General features: G+C 62.3%; 15 protein-coding genes and 1 riboswitch. Of the genes, 6 read left to right on the top strand and 9 right to left on the bottom strand.

Annotation, left to right across the window (positions count from 1 at the left end):
• Positions 1–9 precede the first annotated feature (9 nt).
• The 5 genes from gcvP to ACN5AZ_RS15170 form a co-directional block, all read right to left on the bottom strand.
• Entirely contained in the window at positions 10–2,856 is a 2,847-nt protein-coding gene (gene gcvP / locus ACN5AZ_RS15190; protein WP_419429746.1) for an aminomethyl-transferring glycine dehydrogenase, read from the bottom strand.
• A 67-nt stretch (positions 2,857–2,923) separates the two neighbouring features.
• A complete protein-coding gene (locus ACN5AZ_RS15185) occupies positions 2,924–3,226 on the bottom strand; it encodes a hypothetical protein (protein ID WP_419429745.1) in 303 nt (100 codons plus the stop codon).
• Positions 3,227–3,327: 101 nt separating this feature from the next.
• Positions 3,328–3,687: a glycine cleavage system protein GcvH gene (gene gcvH, locus ACN5AZ_RS15180; protein ID WP_419429744.1), complete on the bottom strand. Its 360-nt coding sequence runs from the start codon at positions 3,685–3,687 to the stop codon at positions 3,328–3,330.
• Positions 3,688–3,704: 17 nt separating this feature from the next.
• Positions 3,705–4,838 (bottom strand): glycine cleavage system aminomethyltransferase GcvT, encoded by a 1,134-nt coding sequence (gene gcvT / locus ACN5AZ_RS15175; protein WP_419429743.1) that lies wholly within the window; start codon positions 4,836–4,838, stop codon positions 3,705–3,707.
• 149 nt (positions 4,839–4,987) lie between these two features.
• Positions 4,988–5,087, bottom strand: a riboswitch (glycine riboswitch).
• A gap of 54 nt (positions 5,088–5,141) precedes the next feature.
• Positions 5,142–5,606, bottom strand: coding sequence for an RrF2 family transcriptional regulator (locus ACN5AZ_RS15170; protein WP_419429742.1), 465 nt, complete (start codon positions 5,604–5,606; stop codon positions 5,142–5,144).
• Between the two features lie 97 nt (positions 5,607–5,703).
• Between ACN5AZ_RS15170 and ACN5AZ_RS15165 the strand changes: the two genes are divergently transcribed.
• Positions 5,704–6,258, top strand: a complete 555-nt coding sequence (locus tag ACN5AZ_RS15165; RefSeq protein WP_419429741.1) for a gamma-glutamylcyclotransferase family protein — start codon at positions 5,704–5,706, stop codon at positions 6,256–6,258.
• 49 nt (positions 6,259–6,307) lie between these two features.
• Here the strand turns inward: ACN5AZ_RS15165 and gltX are convergent, their stop codons facing one another.
• Positions 6,308–7,627 carry a glutamate--tRNA ligase gene (gltX, locus tag ACN5AZ_RS15160; RefSeq protein ID WP_419429740.1) on the bottom strand — a complete coding sequence of 440 codons (1,320 nt, stop codon included), beginning with the start codon at positions 7,625–7,627 and terminating at the stop codon, positions 6,308–6,310.
• Between the two features lie 156 nt (positions 7,628–7,783).
• Between gltX and ACN5AZ_RS15155 the strand changes: the two genes are divergently transcribed.
• The 4 genes from ACN5AZ_RS15155 to ACN5AZ_RS15140 all read left to right on the top strand — a co-directional run bounded on the left by ACN5AZ_RS15155 (position 7,784) and on the right by ACN5AZ_RS15140 (position 10,478).
• Positions 7,784–8,725: a 1-phosphofructokinase family hexose kinase gene (locus tag ACN5AZ_RS15155; RefSeq protein WP_419429739.1), complete on the top strand. Its 942-nt coding sequence runs from the start codon at positions 7,784–7,786 to the stop codon at positions 8,723–8,725.
• Between the two features lie 70 nt (positions 8,726–8,795).
• Entirely contained in the window at positions 8,796–9,320 is a 525-nt protein-coding gene (gene thpR / locus ACN5AZ_RS15150; protein ID WP_419429738.1) for an RNA 2',3'-cyclic phosphodiesterase, read from the top strand.
• Positions 9,321–9,359: 39 nt separating this feature from the next.
• A complete protein-coding gene (locus tag ACN5AZ_RS15145) occupies positions 9,360–9,749 on the top strand; it encodes a metallopeptidase family protein (protein WP_419429864.1) in 390 nt (129 codons plus the stop codon).
• A 126-nt stretch (positions 9,750–9,875) separates the two neighbouring features.
• Positions 9,876–10,478 carry a PRC-barrel domain-containing protein gene (locus tag ACN5AZ_RS15140; protein ID WP_419429737.1) on the top strand — a complete coding sequence of 201 codons (603 nt, stop codon included), beginning with the start codon at positions 9,876–9,878 and terminating at the stop codon, positions 10,476–10,478.
• A gap of 52 nt (positions 10,479–10,530) precedes the next feature.
• On the opposite strand, the gene ACN5AZ_RS15135 is transcribed toward ACN5AZ_RS15140, so the two are convergent.
• Positions 10,531–12,189 (bottom strand): NAD+ synthase, encoded by a 1,659-nt coding sequence (locus ACN5AZ_RS15135; protein ID WP_419429736.1) that lies wholly within the window; start codon positions 12,187–12,189, stop codon positions 10,531–10,533.
• 166 nt (positions 12,190–12,355) lie between these two features.
• Here ACN5AZ_RS15135 and ACN5AZ_RS15130 point away from each other — a divergent pair, with 166 nt between their 5' ends.
• On the top strand, positions 12,356–13,828 hold the full coding sequence (locus ACN5AZ_RS15130; RefSeq protein ID WP_419429735.1) for an MORN repeat-containing protein: 1,473 nt from the start codon (positions 12,356–12,358) through the stop codon (positions 13,826–13,828).
• Between the two features lie 5 nt (positions 13,829–13,833).
• Here the strand turns inward: ACN5AZ_RS15130 and ACN5AZ_RS15125 are convergent, their stop codons facing one another.
• Both ACN5AZ_RS15125 and ACN5AZ_RS15120 read right to left on the bottom strand, forming a co-directional pair.
• Positions 13,834–15,360, bottom strand: a complete 1,527-nt coding sequence (locus ACN5AZ_RS15125) for a cryptochrome/photolyase family protein (RefSeq protein ID WP_419429734.1) — start codon at positions 15,358–15,360, stop codon at positions 13,834–13,836.
• The gene (locus tag ACN5AZ_RS15120; RefSeq protein WP_419429733.1) at positions 15,354–16,019 is read right to left on the bottom strand and encodes an SDR family NAD(P)-dependent oxidoreductase; all 666 of its coding nucleotides are present in this window, start codon (positions 16,017–16,019) and stop codon (positions 15,354–15,356) included. The genes ACN5AZ_RS15125 and ACN5AZ_RS15120 overlap by 7 nt, the downstream gene beginning before the upstream one ends.
• Between the last annotated feature and the right edge of the window lie 6 nt (positions 16,020–16,025).

The raw sequence follows: 16,025 nt of genomic DNA, 5'->3' as shown, positions 1-16,025 counted from the left end.
CAGCGCCCCCTATTCCGCTGCCTCATCCATATCCGCCTCCATCGGAGGGCAGGTACAGATCAAATTCCGGTCGCCATAGACGTTGTCGACCCGATTGACCGGCGGCCAGTATTTGTCCACACGGAACGCACCGGGCGGGAAACACCCCTGCTCGCGCGTGTAGGGACGATCCCAGTCGCGCACCAGATCTTCCATCGTATGCGGCGAAAGCTTCAGCGGGTTATTTGCGGCATCCATGGACCCGTCTTCGATGGCCCGGATCTCTTCGCGAATGGCCAGCATGGCATCGCAAAAGCGGTCAAGCTCGGCCTTGGTCTCGGATTCCGTCGGCTCCACCATCAATGTGCCTGCCACAGGCCAGCTCATCGTCGGCGCGTGAAAGCCCGCATCGATCAGACGTTTCGCGATATCCTCGACCGTCACGCCGGCGGACTTCTCAAAGGGGCGGACATCGAGAATACATTCGTGGGCCACCCGGCCTTCGGCGCCGCGATACAAAATATCGTAAGCCCCCTCCAGACGTTGCGCGATATAGTTGGCGTTCAGGATCGCGACGCGCGTGGCCTGCGTCAGCCCGTCGCCCCCCATGGTCAAACAATAGGTCCAGGAAATCGGCAACAGCGAGGGGGAGCCGAACGCCGCCGCAGACACCGCTCCTTTGCCGGTATTGGGGTCACCCGGCAAATGCGGCACCAGATGCGCTTTGACACCGATCGGACCCATGCCGGGCCCCCCCCCGCCATGCGGAATGCAAAAGGTCTTGTGCAGGTTCAGGTGGCTGACATCCCCGCCCAGATCGCCGGGACGCGACAGCCCCACCATGGCGTTCATATTCGCGCCGTCAATATAGACCTGTCCGCCATGGGTGTGGGTGATCTCACAGACCTCTTTGACAGTCTCTTCAAACACGCCATGGGTCGACGGATAGGTGATCATGCAAGCTGCCAGCGTATCGGTGTATTTCTCCGCTTTGGTACGGAAATCATCCAAGTCGATAGAGCCTTGGTCGTCACATTTCACCGCCACGACCTTCCAGCCGACCATCTGCGCCGAGGCCGGGTTGGTTCCGTGCGCGTTCACCGGAATGAGGCAAACGTTGCGCTGCTCTTGGCCCCGTGCCCGCTGCCAGTCGCGGATGGTCAGAAGGCCCGCATATTCGCCCTGCGCGCCTGAGTTCGGCTGCATCGAGATCGCATCATATCCGGTGATCTGGCACAGCTTGTCGGACAGATCGGTGATCAGGGTGTCATAGCCCTTGGCCTGATCTTTCGGCACATAGGGGTGGATCATCGAAAATTCGCGCCACGACACCGGCATCATCTCGACCGCGGCGTTGAGCTTCATCGTGCAAGAGCCCAGCGGGATCATCGCCCGATCCAGCGCCAGATCACGGTCCGCCAAGCGGCGCATATAGCGCATCATCTCGGTCTCGGCGCGGTTCATGTGGAACACATCGTGTTGCAGGTAATCCGACTGGCGCAGCAACGCTTCGGGCAGGCGGTACTCGGACTCCGCGCGATCATCCGTACGCAGCAAACCAAAGGCCCGCCATACTGCTTCGATGGTTTCGGGGCGGGTGCGCTCGTCCAGCGTGATGCCGACACGGGTTTTGCCCACTTTCCGCAGGTTCAACCCCTCGCGCACAGCGGCCTGCAGCACACCCCGCTGAAGCAGCCCCACATCCACGGTGATCGTGTCAAAGAACTGTTTGGGCTCCACGGCAAAGCCTGCCGCCTCCAGCCCCTTGGCCAGACGCGCTGTCTTGCGGTGGATGCGCTGCGCAATCGCGCGCAGCCCCTTCGGCCCGTGGAACACCGCGTAGAACCCCGCCATCACGGCCAACAAGGCCTGCGCCGTACAGACGTTAGAGGTCGCCTTTTCGCGGCGGATATGCTGCTCGCGGGTTTGCAGCGACAGACGGTAGGCCTTGTTGCCGTGGCTATCGATGGACACCCCGACGATGCGCCCCGGCATTGACCGCTTCATTGCATCCTGACAGGCCATATAGGCCGCATGCGGCCCACCATAGCCCAGTGGTACGCCAAACCGCTGCGTCGATCCCACCGCGATGTCGGCACCCATGGCACCCGGTTCCTTCAGCAGGCACAGCGCCATCGGATCGGCGCTGACCACGCCAATCGCCTTGGCCTCGTGCAGCGCGGCAATCTCGGGGGTGAAATCACGCACATGCCCGTAGGTTCCGGGATACTGGAAGATCGCACCAAACACCTGCGCCGCATCCAGATCGTCCACCGGTCCCACGATGACCTCGATGCCCAGCGGCTCGGCGCGGGTTTTGATGACAGCGATGTTCTGCGGATGACAGTTTTCATCCACAAAGAACGCCTTGGCCTTCGATTTGGCCACCCGCTGGGCCATGGTCATCGCCTCGGCGCAGGCCGTGGCCTCATCCAGAAGCGAAGCGTTCGCCACAGGCAGACCGGTCAGATCGCTGACCATGGTCTGATAGTTCAGCAGCGCCTCCAGCCGTCCTTGCGAAATCTCGGGCTGGTAGGGGGTGTAAGCCGTGTACCACGCGGGGTTTTCAAAGATGTTGCGCTGGATCGCGGGCGGCGTCACTGTCCCGTGGTAGCCTTGGCCAATCAGGGAAACCAGAACCTTGTTCTGCTGGGCGACCTGTTCCAGACGGTGCAGGACCTCACGCTCTGACAGGGCCTTGCCGAAATCCAGCTTATCGGTCCACCGGATGCCCTTTGGCACGGTCTGGTCAATCAACTGCTCCAGATCCGACACCCCGAGCCGGGCAAACATATCGGTCATTTCCTCGGGCGAGGGGCCAATGTGCCGCCGGTTGGCAAAGTCATAGGGCAGATAATCAATTGGCTCATAGCTCATCGAGTGATCCTTCCACGATCTCGATCGGGGGCTTTGCCCACCGTAAGGTCTGTCGGTCTGGCCGCGTTCAGCCGCGGGCCTTGACCGCCTCCAACAACATCATCAGCGCCATACGCGCGCCTTTGGGGTGGCCGAATGCGATCTCGGCCCCCGATGCCTCCCACAGCGCCCGTGCATCATCGCCGGACGCCAATTTGCTTTCGATCAACTGCCGCAGCCTAGCCAGATCCGCCGCTGCGAGATCCGCCAAAGCCCCGTCCATCGCCTCCTCGAAACTGTCAAACCGGTCAAAGATATCCTGCGAAAACCCCTGCCCCATGCGCTGCCACAAGGCGCGCTCCGGCTTGGTGAGTTGGACAGTCTTCGACATCCCTCATCCTTTCGATGACGGCTCTCGCACGGGTCGTGCGGGTTTGGCTTTCCCTGACAGATCGTAGGGCGGGGCTGTGCCCCGCCATCACGCTTCCGCGGTCAGGAGATGAATTTCTTGTAGGCCGCTTCGTCCATCAGATCGTCGAGCTCGGACATATCCTCGATCTTCATCTTGAAGAACCAGGCGTCCCCCTCGGGATCTTCGTTGACCTTGCCGGGATCTTCGACGATGGCCTCGTTGACCTCGACGATTTCGCCATCCAGCGGCGCAAGGATATCGGACGCGGCCTTCACCGACTCGATCACCACAACCTCGTCGTCCTTGGACACCTCGGTGCCCGCATCGGGCAGTTCGACGAACACAACATCGCCCAATTGCTCTGCCGCATGGGCGGTGATGCCCACCACGACCAGATCATCCTCAACCAGCAACCATTCGTGCTCTTCGGTAAACTTCATGCCCATCTCCTGTGCGCTCACCGTTTGAATCCCGCCGGAACGAACGGCAGTTTGACCACGTCAACCGCCAACCGTTTGCCCCGAACCTCGCCCCATAGCCGCGTGCCCTCGTCCGAGACGCCCGCCGCCACATATCCCATCGCCACCGGTCCACCGACCGTCGGGCCAAAGCTGCCAGAGGTGATGCTGCCCACTTGGGTGCCCCCTTCGGTCGCGTCAAAGATGGCCACACCCGCCCGCATCGGCGCACGCCCTTCGGGGCGCAAACCGACCCGCTTGCGCGTCGCACCTTGTGCGAGTTGCTGTGCGATGACGTCAGCCCCGGCAAAGCCGCCCTCGGCCTTGCGGCGCCTGCCCATCGCCCATGTCAAACCGGCCTCTACCGGTGTGGTCGTGCTGTCGATGTCATTGCCATACAGGCACAATCCCGCCTCAAGGCGCAAGGAATCCCGCGCGCCAAGCCCGATCGCCTCCACCCGCTCATCCGCAAGCAGGGTGCGACACAGGGTTTCGACCGTATCATTGGGGACAGAAATCTCGAACCCGTCCTCGCCAGTATAGCCGGACCGGGACACCCATGCCTCGGCCCCGCCGAGCGTGATTGTCGCCACACCCATGAACCGCATCTGCGCAACCTCGGGCGCAAGTGCGGCCAGCACATCCTCGGCCATGGGGCCCTGCAACGCGATCAGCGCGCGGTCCACAACCTCGACCGTTACGCCCGACGGTTCCAACACGCCGCGCATCAAGGCCACATCCGCCTCCTTGCACGCCGCGTTGACGACCACAGACAGATGGTCTGCACGGCGGGCGATCATCAGATCGTCTTCGATCCCGCCCGCTGCATTGGTGAAAAACCCGTAGCGCTGGCGACCGACCGCCAAACCTGCCACGTCGACGGGAATGATCTGCTCCAGCGCGGCATCCAGCGCAGCCGCATCGCCATCCGGGCCGCGCAGGATCACCTGACCCATATGAGAGACATCGAACAGGCCCGCTTGGGCGCGCGTGTGCAGGTGCTCCTTCATCACGCCAAGGCCGTATTGCACCGGCATGTCGTAACCTGCAAAGGGCACCATCTTGGCGCCAAGTTCGCGGTGCAGCGCATTCAGCGCCGTTTCCTTTAGATCATCTGTGGCGGTTTCTGCCATGTGCTCCCCCGTAATACACCGGGACACATGCCCGGACAGTCAAGACGCCTTGCGCCCGTTCTGCCCCCTCTGTCCGTCAGCCCGCCATGGACCAGCCTGAGATCGTTATCCCTTCGGCGGGCGCTTGCGCGCCACTCTCCAGAGTCTTTGTTCCCCCGACGGTCCATGGGCCTGAGCGTTTCCGGGGCGGTTGCGCCTTCGGCACCGACACAGGCCAGATGGCCCTGCCGGTTCTCCCGTCAGAAGATGACCCAAGGTCTAGTGCAGGTGCCCCATCTTGGCAAGCGGCGTTTCCAGCCGTGGCTAAACCGGCGCAGGGACGGCCGCACAAACCGCCCGTGGCGCCAGAATATCCAGCAACGGGCCATTGTCACAGACCAGCGAATCCAATGTCACCGGATCCAGCGTTTCATAGAAAGAGCTCGCCGCGCGGTTCAGCAGATCGCGCAGGCGACACGCCTCTGTCAGCGGGCAGGTGTTGTCCACATCGGCAAAACATTCGGCAATCGGGACCGGCTGTTCGAGATGGCGAAAGACCTCGCCAATCTGGATTTCATCCGCGCCGCGCGCCAGCATCAGCCCGCCGTTCCGCCCCCGCTGCGTGTGCAGATAGCCAAGCTGCGCCAGCTGGTGGATCACCTGCGCCAGATGGTTTTCCGAAGCGTTACAAACCTCGGCGATTTCGTGTTTGGTGACCAGCCGTCCGGCGTTTGCCGCGCAGAACATCAAGACGCGAATGGCGATGTTGGTTCGTTTGGTGACGCGCATGATGGGCTCCCTCGGGCGGATCGACGCGCCCTTTCTGGCAGCTTTGACAAACCATGTGTTTGACTTGCATCAATTTCCGGCTCTACATCGCAAAATTATGCAGACACCTTACTTCTTTGGCTACGGATCGCTGGTGAACGCCGGCACACATCGGCACAGCCCGCTGTATCGCGCGCGCGCGCACGGGTGGCGCCGCGCATGGGTCGCGGTGCCCGGTAACGATATTTGCTACCTGACCGCCGTGCGCGATGCGGCAGCCTATATTGACGGGGCGATTGCGCCGGTCCCGGATGCCGACTGGGCCGCGCTGGATTTGCGCGAAGACGCCTATGACCGGCATGAGGACAGCGCCAACATCACCCATGATGCGGACGCGCAAAGCATCGCGATCTATGCCGTTCCGCCGCATAACGCAGGTCAACCCAGCCGCGAACAAGGCGTGCTGCTCAGCTATCTCGACACTGTGGTTGCGGGGTTTGCGCAGCTCTATGGCACAGAAATGGCCAATGATTTTTTCGAGACCACCGGCGGTTGGCAGGCGACGATCATCGATGACCGCACCGACCCGCGCTATCCGCGCACAACACCGCCTACGCCGGAAATCCGCGAGATCGTGGACAACGGGCTGCGCCGCGTCGAAGCACCACGCTAACCACCGCACAAAAACAAAGGGCCGCGCCATCGCGCGACCCCGGTATCATTTACTGCGGACGTTTTTGCAGCAATTGCATCACGCTGGCCATGTCTGGCCCGCGTTCCTGCCCGGTAATGGCCTTGCGCAGCGGCATGAACAGCCCCTTGCCCTTGCGGCCGGTTTTTTCCTTCACCGCGTCGGTAAAGCTTTTCCAGGTTTGCGCGTCGTAGGGCGGCTCCCCCAACAGCGGCATGGCCTCCGCGATAAAGTCGCGGTCTTCGTCGGCCACCAGAGGTGTCGCGCCATCGCGGAACATGTCCCACCAAGGGGCGATGTCCTTACGCGTGGTGATGTTCTCCTGAACCACCGACCAGAAAAGCTCGGCTTTGTCGGCGGGCACGCCCAGCGCGGCGATCTCGTCCTTGACGGTTTCAAACGGCAGCGCGTGCAGCTTTTTCGCCGTCAGCGGGTACAGGTCCTCGACATCGAACTTTGTCGGCGCGGAGCCGAAGTGATTAAGATCAAAGCCATCGGCGATTTCGTCCAGCGACATGCGCAGCTCAACCGGCTGCGACGACCCCAGACGCGCCATCAGCGACAACAGCGCCTCCGGCTCGACCCCGTTTTCGCGCAGATCGCGCAGCGCCAAGGTGCCGAGGCGTTTGGACAGCGCCTCGCCCTGCGGTCCGGTCAACAGCGAATGGTGCGCGAAAGACGGCGGCGTGCCGCCCAGCGCACGGATCATCTGGATCTGCGTAGCCGTGTTGGTCACGTGGTCGTTGCCGCGCACCACATGGGTGATGCCCATTTCGATGTCATCGACAACCGACGCCAGCGTGTACAAAAACTGCCCGTCGGCGCGGATCAGCACCGGATCGGACACAGAAGAGGCGTCAATCGACACATCCCCAAGGATGCCGTCCGCCCATTCGATCCGCTCGTGGTCGAGCTTGAACCGCCACACGCCATCGCCACGTTCCGCGCGCAGGGCGGCTTTCTCGTCGTCCGACAGATCCAGCGCTGCGCGGTCGTAGACCGGCGGTTTGCCCATGTTGAGCTGCTTCTTGCGCTTCAGGTCCAGCTCGGTCGGGGTTTCCCATGCCTCGTAGAAACGGCCCATCTCGCGCAGCTTGTCAGCGGCGGCAACGTAGCGGTCCAGCCGTTCGGATTGGCGTTCAACACGGTCCCACGTCAGACCCAGCCATTCCAGATCCTGCTTGATCGCGTCGACGTACTCCTCCTTGGAGCGTTCGGGATCGGTGTCGTCGATCCGCAGCACAAAGGTGCCGCCGGTCTTGCGGGCGATCAGATGGTTGAACAGCGCGGTGCGCAGGTTGCCCACGTGGATGTACCCTGTGGGCGATGGAGCAAAACGGGTGACGGTCATGATCTGGCCTCCTGACAAGGCGTCCTGTTTCCACGAAAGCGCTGCTTTGTCCAGTTGATCTGGGGCGATCGGCCCCCGTCTGCGCGGGAAAACAGCGCTTTTGCGGTTGCAGCTTTGATAGGGGTTGCCATGTTGGGATCAACAAAAGGTATCGATATGTCCCAGATTCTGACGATCACCCTGAACCCCGCGCTGGACCTTGCCACCTCGACCGAGGTCGTCCGCCCCAACGTGAAACTGCGCTGCGGTCCTGAGACCGCCGAACCGGGCGGCGGCGGTGTGAACGTCGCCCGCGCGGTGACGCAACTGGGCGGGCAGGCGCGTGCGGTCGTGGCCCTTGGCGGGACCACCGGCTCGGCGCTGGGGCAACTTTTGTCGGATTACAATCTGGATGTGCTGGAGGTGGCCGCCCCGGGGGACACACGCCACAGCTTTGCTGTGACCGATCAGACCAGCGGCGATCAGTTTCGCTTTGTCCTCAACGGCCCAACATGGACGCAGGCGCAACTGGGCGCGGTGTTGGACGACATCGTGGCGGAAGCGACAGAGGATGCGCTGATCGTCTTCTCCGGCTCTATGCCGCCGGGGGCGGAGGTTGGCTTTTTGACGCGCGCTTGTGACCGCCTGTCGCCGCGCCGTGTGATCATCGACACCTCTGGCCCGCATCTGGAACATCAGGCAGGCGGCCCAGCGCCCGCGCCATTTGTCTTGCGCATGGACAGCCACGAGGCGCGCGAACTTTCAGGTCAGCCCTTGGTCACGCGCGAGGACAGCGCCGCCTTTGCAGAGGTCCTGCGCCAGAAAGGAGCCGGCGAGATCGTCATCATCGCGCGCGGGGCCGACGGATCGGTCATGGCCACCCCCGAGGGGCGTTGGCACGTCACAGCCGCGAACGAGACCGTGGTGTCCGCCATCGGCGCAGGCGACAGTTTTGTCGGCGGCTTCACCATGTCGATTGCCAAGGGCAGCCCCGCGCCGGAGGCATTGCGATCCGGTGCCGCCGCCGCATCGGCGGCTGTGCTTAGCCCCGGCACGCAGCTTTGTCGACCAGAGGACTTTGAAGCCTTGCTGCCCCTCACCGAGCTCACACAGCTATAAACAGTCTGTTAACTGCCAAAGCGATCACGGGCACTGGCGTCATGCGGTGGCCCATGCCATTTTGCCGCTCATGCGTTTGTTCATCGCCCTCTCTCTTCCGCCGGAAACGCGCGCGGCCCTGGCCCGTTTGCAGGACCGTATGCCGGTCGGTCGCCCCGTGCCCGAGGAAAACCTGCACCTGACACTGGCGTTTCTGGGCGATCAGCCCGAAGATACCGCCCAAGCCCTGCACGAGGGGCTGGAAACGCTGCGCGCCCCGCAGGTTCCGCTGCATCTGTCCGGTGCGGCGCTGCTGGGCGGGCGGGACGCGCAGGCCGTTGGCCTCGAAGCGGATGGCGACGCCCCTTTGATGGAGCTTTACGACCGCGTGCGGGGGCGTCTGCGCGGGGCTGGTCTGACGCTGGAGCGTCGGCGGTTTCGCCCCCATGTGACCTTGGCACGGCTGAAGGGGGGGATGAATGCCTCTGGCGATCTGGCCGCTTTGGCCAGCGCGCATGTCCCGCCCGCGCACTGCACAGAGTTCGGCCTGTACCAATCGCACTTGCACCGCGATGGTGCCGTGCATGAAACGCTGGCCACATACCGGCTGGGTTAGAACCTTTCGCTGGGCGGGCCACGTGCATAAATGGCTGACATGACACGCACCGATCCCGACGCCTTTCGCGACATGGCCGAACACGCGCTGAACAGTTTGCCCGATCCGTTCCGCGCCCATGCGGCGCAGGTTCTGCTGCGCATCGAGGACTGGCCGCCGCAGGATATTCTGCAAGATATGCAAATCGACGATCCGCTGGATCTGACAGGTTTGTATGATGGCGTCCCCATGCCGTTCAAATCCGTGTCCGATCCCGCGCCCTTTCCGGACACTGTCTGGCTGTTCCGGGAACCCATCCTGAATGAATGGCGCGACCGCGGGACAGTGACCCTACAAGAGCTGGTCACGCATGTGGTGGTCCATGAAATCGCGCATCACTTCGGATGGTCGGACGACGACATAGCGGCCATTGATCCGTGGTGGGAATAAGGGCAAGTAAATGCCCGCCTAGCGGGAAAAGTTCCCGCTCCTGTCAAAAATATTATTTGAAAACAAACAGGAACGACTCCGCGATCTGCGCCGTTGTGTGCACAGAAACGAACTGAGGAGATCGTTATGAAAAAGTTTTATGCATCCGCTCTTGCCCTGTCCGTGGCCGCGACCGGCGCTTTCGCACAAACTGCGACCGAAGCCGAAGACGGTATGAACACCGACGGCACCGTGATGGAAGCGCCCGCCGAGGGCATGGACACCACCACCGAGATGGACACCGAAACACCCACTGATGGCGAAGTCACCATGAACGGTGATGCCTCTGCCGATCCGATGCCCGAAGACAACATGAACGGCGACGCAATGGCGTCCGGCGACATGCAGGGCAAGCTGATCCGCACCCGCGACATCACCGGCGGTGACATCTACACCATGAACGAAGCCGACGACGAAGGCTGGGAAATGGGTCAGGCCTACGACTCCGTGGGTGAAAACTGGAACGACATCGGTGAAATCGAAGACATCGTGCTGTCCGAAGACGGCAAGATGATCGGTATCGTGGCCGAGGTTGGCGGCTTTCTCGACATCGGTGACAAGCACGTGATGATCGAAATGCAGGACGTGAACCTCGTGGCCGTGGATGACAAATCCTACGCCTTTGTGACCCGCCTGTCGGAAGAAGAGCTTGAGGCCAAGGAATCGGTCGACGAGGGCTTCTGGGACTAATCCCGAACGCATAAGTGTTTAATCTGTAAGGGGGCCACACGGCCCCCTTTTTTCATCCGTTATCCCGCCAGCGGTTCACAATCGGATAGCGCCGGTCGAGCCAGAACGCCCGTGGCGTCAGACGCGCGCCGGGCGCAGACTGATGACGTTTATATTCGCTGATATACAACAGATGCTGCACGCGCTGCGCATCCTCGCGGCTGTAGCCAGCGGCCACACAATCCGCAACAGAGCCGTCCTGATCCACCAGAATATCCAGTATCGCATCCAGCACCGGATAATCGGGCAGCGAATCGCTGTCCTTTTGATCGGGACGCAGCTCGGCGCTGGGGGGCTTGGTGATGATGCGGTCGGGAATGACCTCGCCCGCAGGGGCCTGCATCCACGGACGGTGGTTGGCATTGCGCCAGCGGCAGGTTTCAAACACGCGGGTTTTGTACAGATCCTTGATCGGATTATACCCGCCCGCCATGTCGCCATAGATCGTGGCATAGCCAACGGCGACTTCGGATTTGTTGCCCGTTGTCAGCAGCATCTCACCAAATTTGTTGGACAGTGCCATCAGCAACAGGCCGCGCAGGCGGCTTTGGATGTTTTCCTCTGTCAGGTCGGGCTTGGTGCCCTCGAACAGGGGCGCAAGCGTGTTGGTGATCGCGTCACGTCCCTCGCTGATCGGCACGAAATCATAGCGCACGCCCAGCGCATTGGCGCAGGCTTTGGCGTCCTCCAGACTGTGCTCTGACGTGTATTCCGACGGCAGCATCACGCAGCGGACGTTATCCGGACCCAGCGCATCCGCCGCAATCGTCGCCACCAGGGCCGAGTCGATGCCCCCCGACATGCCCAGCAGAACCTTGGTAAAGCCGGTCTTGCCGCAATAGTCGCGCAGGCCCTCGACCATGACGCGGTAATCCTGTTCCCACGCATCGGGATGGCGGTCAAAGCGCCCCTTTTCCGCGCTCCACCCGTCATCACCGCGGATGAATTCGACGGTTTCGATCACCTCGTCAAACACCGGAAACTGCACGGCAGGAACACCACCGGGGTTCAGCACGAAGGAGCCTCCGTCGAACACCTGATCGTCCTGGCCGCCAACCATGTTCAGATACACCAGCGGCAGGCGGCTTTCGACGACGCGCGCGACCATCTTGTTCAGGCGGGTCTCGAACTTGTTGCGGAAATAGGGCGACCCGTTGGGCACCACGATGATTTCGGCGCCGGATTCCTCCATCGCCTCGACCACGTCCGGATACCACGCGTCTTCGCAGATCGGGATGCCGACACGGACCCCGTTGATGTTGACCGGCCCTTGCAACTGATCCCGAGAGAACAGGCGCACCTCGTCGAACACATTGAAATTCGGCAGGAAATACTTGTGCGAGACAGCCGCCACCTGACCGCCCTGCAACACATAGCAGGAGTTGTGCAGCTTGGTGCCTTCGGGACAGGGGCCGCCGATGGCCAGCGCCGGTCCCTCCGCACAATCGCGGGCCAGCTGTTCGATGGTGGCCACCGCATCGTTGATGAAGGCGGGCTTCATCACCAGATCCTGCGTTTGATAGCCGGTGATGAACATTTCGGGCAGCATCACCAGATCGGCACCGGCATCGCGCGCGGCGGCCCAAGCAGCGCGGGCCTTGTCGGCATTGCCTTTCAGATCCCCCACGGTGGGGTTGAGCTGGGCCATGGTCAGGCGGAAACGGTCGGTCATCGCGCGTCCTTTGCAACTTCGCCCTTCACATAGCAGACCTGCCGCCAGAGGAAACCCGCCGCAAGGTCGCCCACTTGGCCCCTTGGTCCCAAAAGACATTGCCCCCCGCGCGCCCCTCCTTTACCAATTTATCACCGGACAACACCCGCTGGGAGGGCGGCAGCGCATGAAAACCAAGGCCATTCTTACCCTCGTCGCCGTGCTGTCGACGGCCTCGATCGTCATGGCGCAGGACGGCAATGTCGAGACAAAGGAATATGACGACGGCGGCGTCTACGAGGGCAGCTTTGTCGATGGCTTGCAGCATGGGCAGGGCACCTATCGCCTGCCCAACGGGTATGAATACACCGGCGCATGGGTGAACGGCGAAATCCGCGGACAGGGCGTCGCGCGTTTCCCCAACGGATCGGTCTATGAGGGCAACTTTGCCAAGGGCAAACCCGAAGGCGCGGGCAAGATCACATTCGCGGACGGCGGCACCTATGAAGGGTCGTGGCTGGATGGCAAAATCACCGGACAGGGCATCACCACCTACGCCAATGGCGTCCGCTACGAGGGATCGTTTCGCAACGCCTTGCACCATGGCAAGGGCGTGATGACGGCCCCCACGGGATACGTCTATGACGGACAGTGGGTGAACGGCGTCAAAGAGGGCAATGCCCGCATCGAATACCCCGATGGCTCGGTTTACGAAGGCCGCGTTGCCAATGGTGAACGCGACGGCACCGGCAAGCTGACCATGACCGACGGGCTGATCTACGAAGGCACATGGCGCGACGGTCAGATCGACGGAAGCGGCAAGCTGACCCAGCCCAATGGCGACATCTACGAAGGCGAGCTTGTGGATGGCCGGCGCGAAGGTCAGGGCAAGGTCACCTATGCCAGCGGCGACATCTACGAGGGGGAATTCAACAACGACCAGCGTCATGGCACCGGCACCTTTATCGGGCAGGACGGCTACCGCTATGAGGGCAACTGGGTCAGCGGCCAGATCGAAGGTCAGGGCAAGGTCACCTACCCCGACGGCTCTGTCTACGAGGGCGATGTCAGCGGCGATCTGGCCAATGGCACCGGCAAGATCACCTACCCCAGCGGCGCCACCTACGAGGGTGCATGGGTCGACGGCGTGATCGAGGGGACTGGCCGCGCCACCTACCCCAACGGTCTGGTCTACGAAGGCGAATTCGTGAACGCCCGCAACGAAGGTCAGGGCATCATGACCTTCCCCGACGGCTACCGCTATGAAGGCGCGTGGCAGGATGGGGAACGCCATGGCATGGGGGTTGCGACCTACCCCGATGGCACCACCTACGAGGGCCAATTCCGCGACGGTCTGCGTCATGGCAAGGGTGCGATGGTGATGCCCAGCGGCTTTCGCTACGAAGGCGACTGGGAAAACGGCGAGATCAACGGCCAAGGCGTCGCCACCTACGCCAATGGCGACATCTACGAGGGCAGCTTTGTCGGCGGGAAGCGCGAAGGCGACGGCACCATGCGCTACGCCACCGGCGAAGAGGCAAGCGGCGAATGGATCGGCGGTGCTTTGACGCAGAATTCCACCACCACACCGCCCCCCGCCGCAGAGGAGACGCCCGACGCACCGGACGCCCCCGCAGAGGCTCCGGCGGCCAGCGAATAACCGGCCTAAACCGGCTCGCCCGCGTCCAATCTGGTCAGGAAGCGATCTGCCTGTTTCAGGATGCGGGCGCGCTTGTCTTCGGCCATGCGGTCCCATGTGCGGTACATGTTGCCCATCCGTCCGTTGCCGGAAAACCGCTCCCGATGCCGGTCGAGGAAATGCCAATACAACAGGTTAAAGGGGCAGGCATCGTCCTCCCCATCCTTGGCATTGACGTTGTAGGCGCAATGCCCGCAGTGGTCGGACATCTTCTTGATGTAGTTGCCCGAGGACACATAGGGTTTAGAGGCGATCACCCCGCCATCGGCAAACTGGCTCATCCCGACGGTGTTCGGCGCTTCGACCCATTCAAAGGCGTCGATATAGACGCTGAGGTACCATTCATGCACCTGCCACGGGTCAATCCCCGCCAATAAGGCGAAATTGCCGGTCACCATCAGGCGCTGGATATGGTGGGCATAAGCCTCGGTCCGGGTTTGGGCCACGGCCTGTCCGACACAGCGCATCTGCGTCTCGCCGCCCCAATAGAGCCACGGCAGATCACGGTCGTGATGCAGGTGATTGCGGCGGGTATAGTCCGGCCCCTCGTGGTAGTAGATGCCGCGCACGTATTCGCGCCACCCGATGATCTGGCGAATGAACCCTTCCGCCGCGTTGATCGGCGCATCGCCTGCCTTCCACGCTGCTTCGACCGCCTGACAGACCTCCAGCGGGTCCAAAAGACCGATGTTGATGTAGCCGGACAAATGGGCGTGCCACAGGAAATGCTCCCCCTCCATCATCGCATCCTGATAATCGCCGAACTTGGGCAGCGCGTGGCGCACGAAATGGGCCAAGGCGCGCCGCGCCTGACCCGGCTCTGTGGCGAAATGGAACGGGCGCAGATCGCCGAAATTGTCGCCAAAGCGCGCCTCGACCAGATCCAGAACGTCGTTCACGATGTCATCGGGTGTGAATTGCATGGGGGCGGTGTCGACCTCGCCGCCCGCTGGCTTGCGATTGTCGTGATCGTAATTCCACTGATCGCCTGCAGGCTGCTCCCCTTCCATCATCAGGCCGGTCTTGCGGCGCATATCGCGATAGAAATACTCCATCCGCAGGGCTTTGCGCCCTTTTGCCCAGTCCTGAAAATCACGGTGGCTGGCGATAAAGCGATCATCCTCGAGCTGGCGCACCTTCAACGGGCAGTTGCCCAGCGCATCGATCAGCCGCCATTCTCCCGGCTCGGTGGCGACCACCTCGGAGGCGCCATATTGTTCGGCGCGGCGCAACAGCTCGCCACAGATGCTGCCGGAATTCTGCGTGTCGTCCAGTTCCGTGTAGGACACCTGCCAGCCATCCTCGCGCAGGCGGGCGGCAAACTTGCGCATCGCGGCAAAGATCAGCGCGATCTTCTTGGGGTGGTGGCCGACATAGGATGCCTCGTCCGCGACCTCTGCCATGACGACGATATCGGTCTCCTTATCCCCGGCGCGCAGGGCGGCCACGCTTTCGCTCAGCTGGTCGCCCAGAACAAGGATCAGTTTCACCACGGGATGTCCTTTCCGCTGTAATCGAGAAACCGGCCCGTGTCCTTTGCGTCCAGACCGTCCAGAACCGCGACCATACGGGCCGCGGCTTGCGGTGCTGAAACGGTTGGATGCCGGTCCTGATACCCTTCGGTAAAATCGGTGCGCACGGTGCCGGGATGCAGGCAAACACAGGCGAGGTGTTTGTATTTGCGCGCCATTTCGATGGCCGCGCCGTGGATCAACTGGTTCACCGCAGCCTTTGCCGCGCGATAACTGTACCAGCCGCCCAAGCGGTTGTCGCCGATCGACCCCACCCGCGCGGACAAGACCGCAAAGACCGCAGGCCGGTCGCGGGGCAGCAAGGGGCGGGCGTGTTTCAAAACCAGTGCCGGTCCGATGGCATTCACCGCGAATTGATCCGACAGGGCCTTTGCCGACAGCGACGACAGCGTCTTTTCCGGCTGGGCATCGTCAATGCGCAGGGCACCCGTGGCGACAAAGATCAGATCAAACGGCCCGTCAAGCGCGGCCAGATGGCGCTGAATGCTGTCTTCATCGGTGATATCCAGACCGTCCACGCTGCGCGACAGGCCGGTGACAGTATCGCCACGGGCGCGCAGATGGGCCGCCACCGCGCCGCCAATCCCGCCCGAAGCGCCTATGATCAGTGCATTTGCCATTTACGG

The organism is Sagittula sp. SSi028, from assembly GCF_048553715.1.
Lineage (GTDB): Bacteria > Pseudomonadota > Alphaproteobacteria > Rhodobacterales > Rhodobacteraceae > Sagittula.
The sequence above is the reverse complement of the archived record's forward strand: the minus strand, read 5'-3'. Positions and strand labels throughout refer to the sequence as shown.

Bases quoted from the DNA above. Each gene is read 5' to 3' on its own strand.
- gltX (WP_419429740.1), bottom strand. From the start codon at position 7,627: ATGACCGTCACCCGTTTTGCTCCATCGCCCACAGGGTACATCCACGTG.
- gcvP (WP_419429746.1), bottom strand. From the start codon at position 2,856: ATGAGCTATGAGCCAATTGATTATCTGCCCTATGACTTTGCCAACCGG.
- thpR (WP_419429738.1), top strand. From the start codon at position 8,796: ATGCGTTTGTTCATCGCCCTCTCTCTTCCGCCGGAAACGCGCGCGGCC.
- ACN5AZ_RS15145 (WP_419429864.1), top strand. From the start codon at position 9,360: ATGACACGCACCGATCCCGACGCCTTTCGCGACATGGCCGAACACGCG.
- gcvT (WP_419429743.1), bottom strand. From the start codon at position 4,838: ATGGCAGAAACCGCCACAGATGATCTAAAGGAAACGGCGCTGAATGCG.
- ACN5AZ_RS15130 (WP_419429735.1), top strand. From the start codon at position 12,356: ATGAAAACCAAGGCCATTCTTACCCTCGTCGCCGTGCTGTCGACGGCC.
- ACN5AZ_RS15135 (WP_419429736.1), bottom strand. From the start codon at position 12,189: ATGACCGACCGTTTCCGCCTGACCATGGCCCAGCTCAACCCCACCGTG.
- ACN5AZ_RS15120 (WP_419429733.1), bottom strand. From the start codon at position 16,019: ATGGCAAATGCACTGATCATAGGCGCTTCGGGCGGGATTGGCGGCGCG.
- ACN5AZ_RS15165 (WP_419429741.1), top strand. From the start codon at position 5,704: ATGCAGACACCTTACTTCTTTGGCTACGGATCGCTGGTGAACGCCGGC.
- ACN5AZ_RS15155 (WP_419429739.1), top strand. From the start codon at position 7,784: ATGTCCCAGATTCTGACGATCACCCTGAACCCCGCGCTGGACCTTGCC.
- ACN5AZ_RS15170 (WP_419429742.1), bottom strand. From the start codon at position 5,606: ATGCGCGTCACCAAACGAACCAACATCGCCATTCGCGTCTTGATGTTC.
- gcvH (WP_419429744.1), bottom strand. From the start codon at position 3,687: ATGAAGTTTACCGAAGAGCACGAATGGTTGCTGGTTGAGGATGATCTG.
- ACN5AZ_RS15185 (WP_419429745.1), bottom strand. From the start codon at position 3,226: ATGTCGAAGACTGTCCAACTCACCAAGCCGGAGCGCGCCTTGTGGCAG.
- ACN5AZ_RS15140 (WP_419429737.1), top strand. From the start codon at position 9,876: ATGAAAAAGTTTTATGCATCCGCTCTTGCCCTGTCCGTGGCCGCGACC.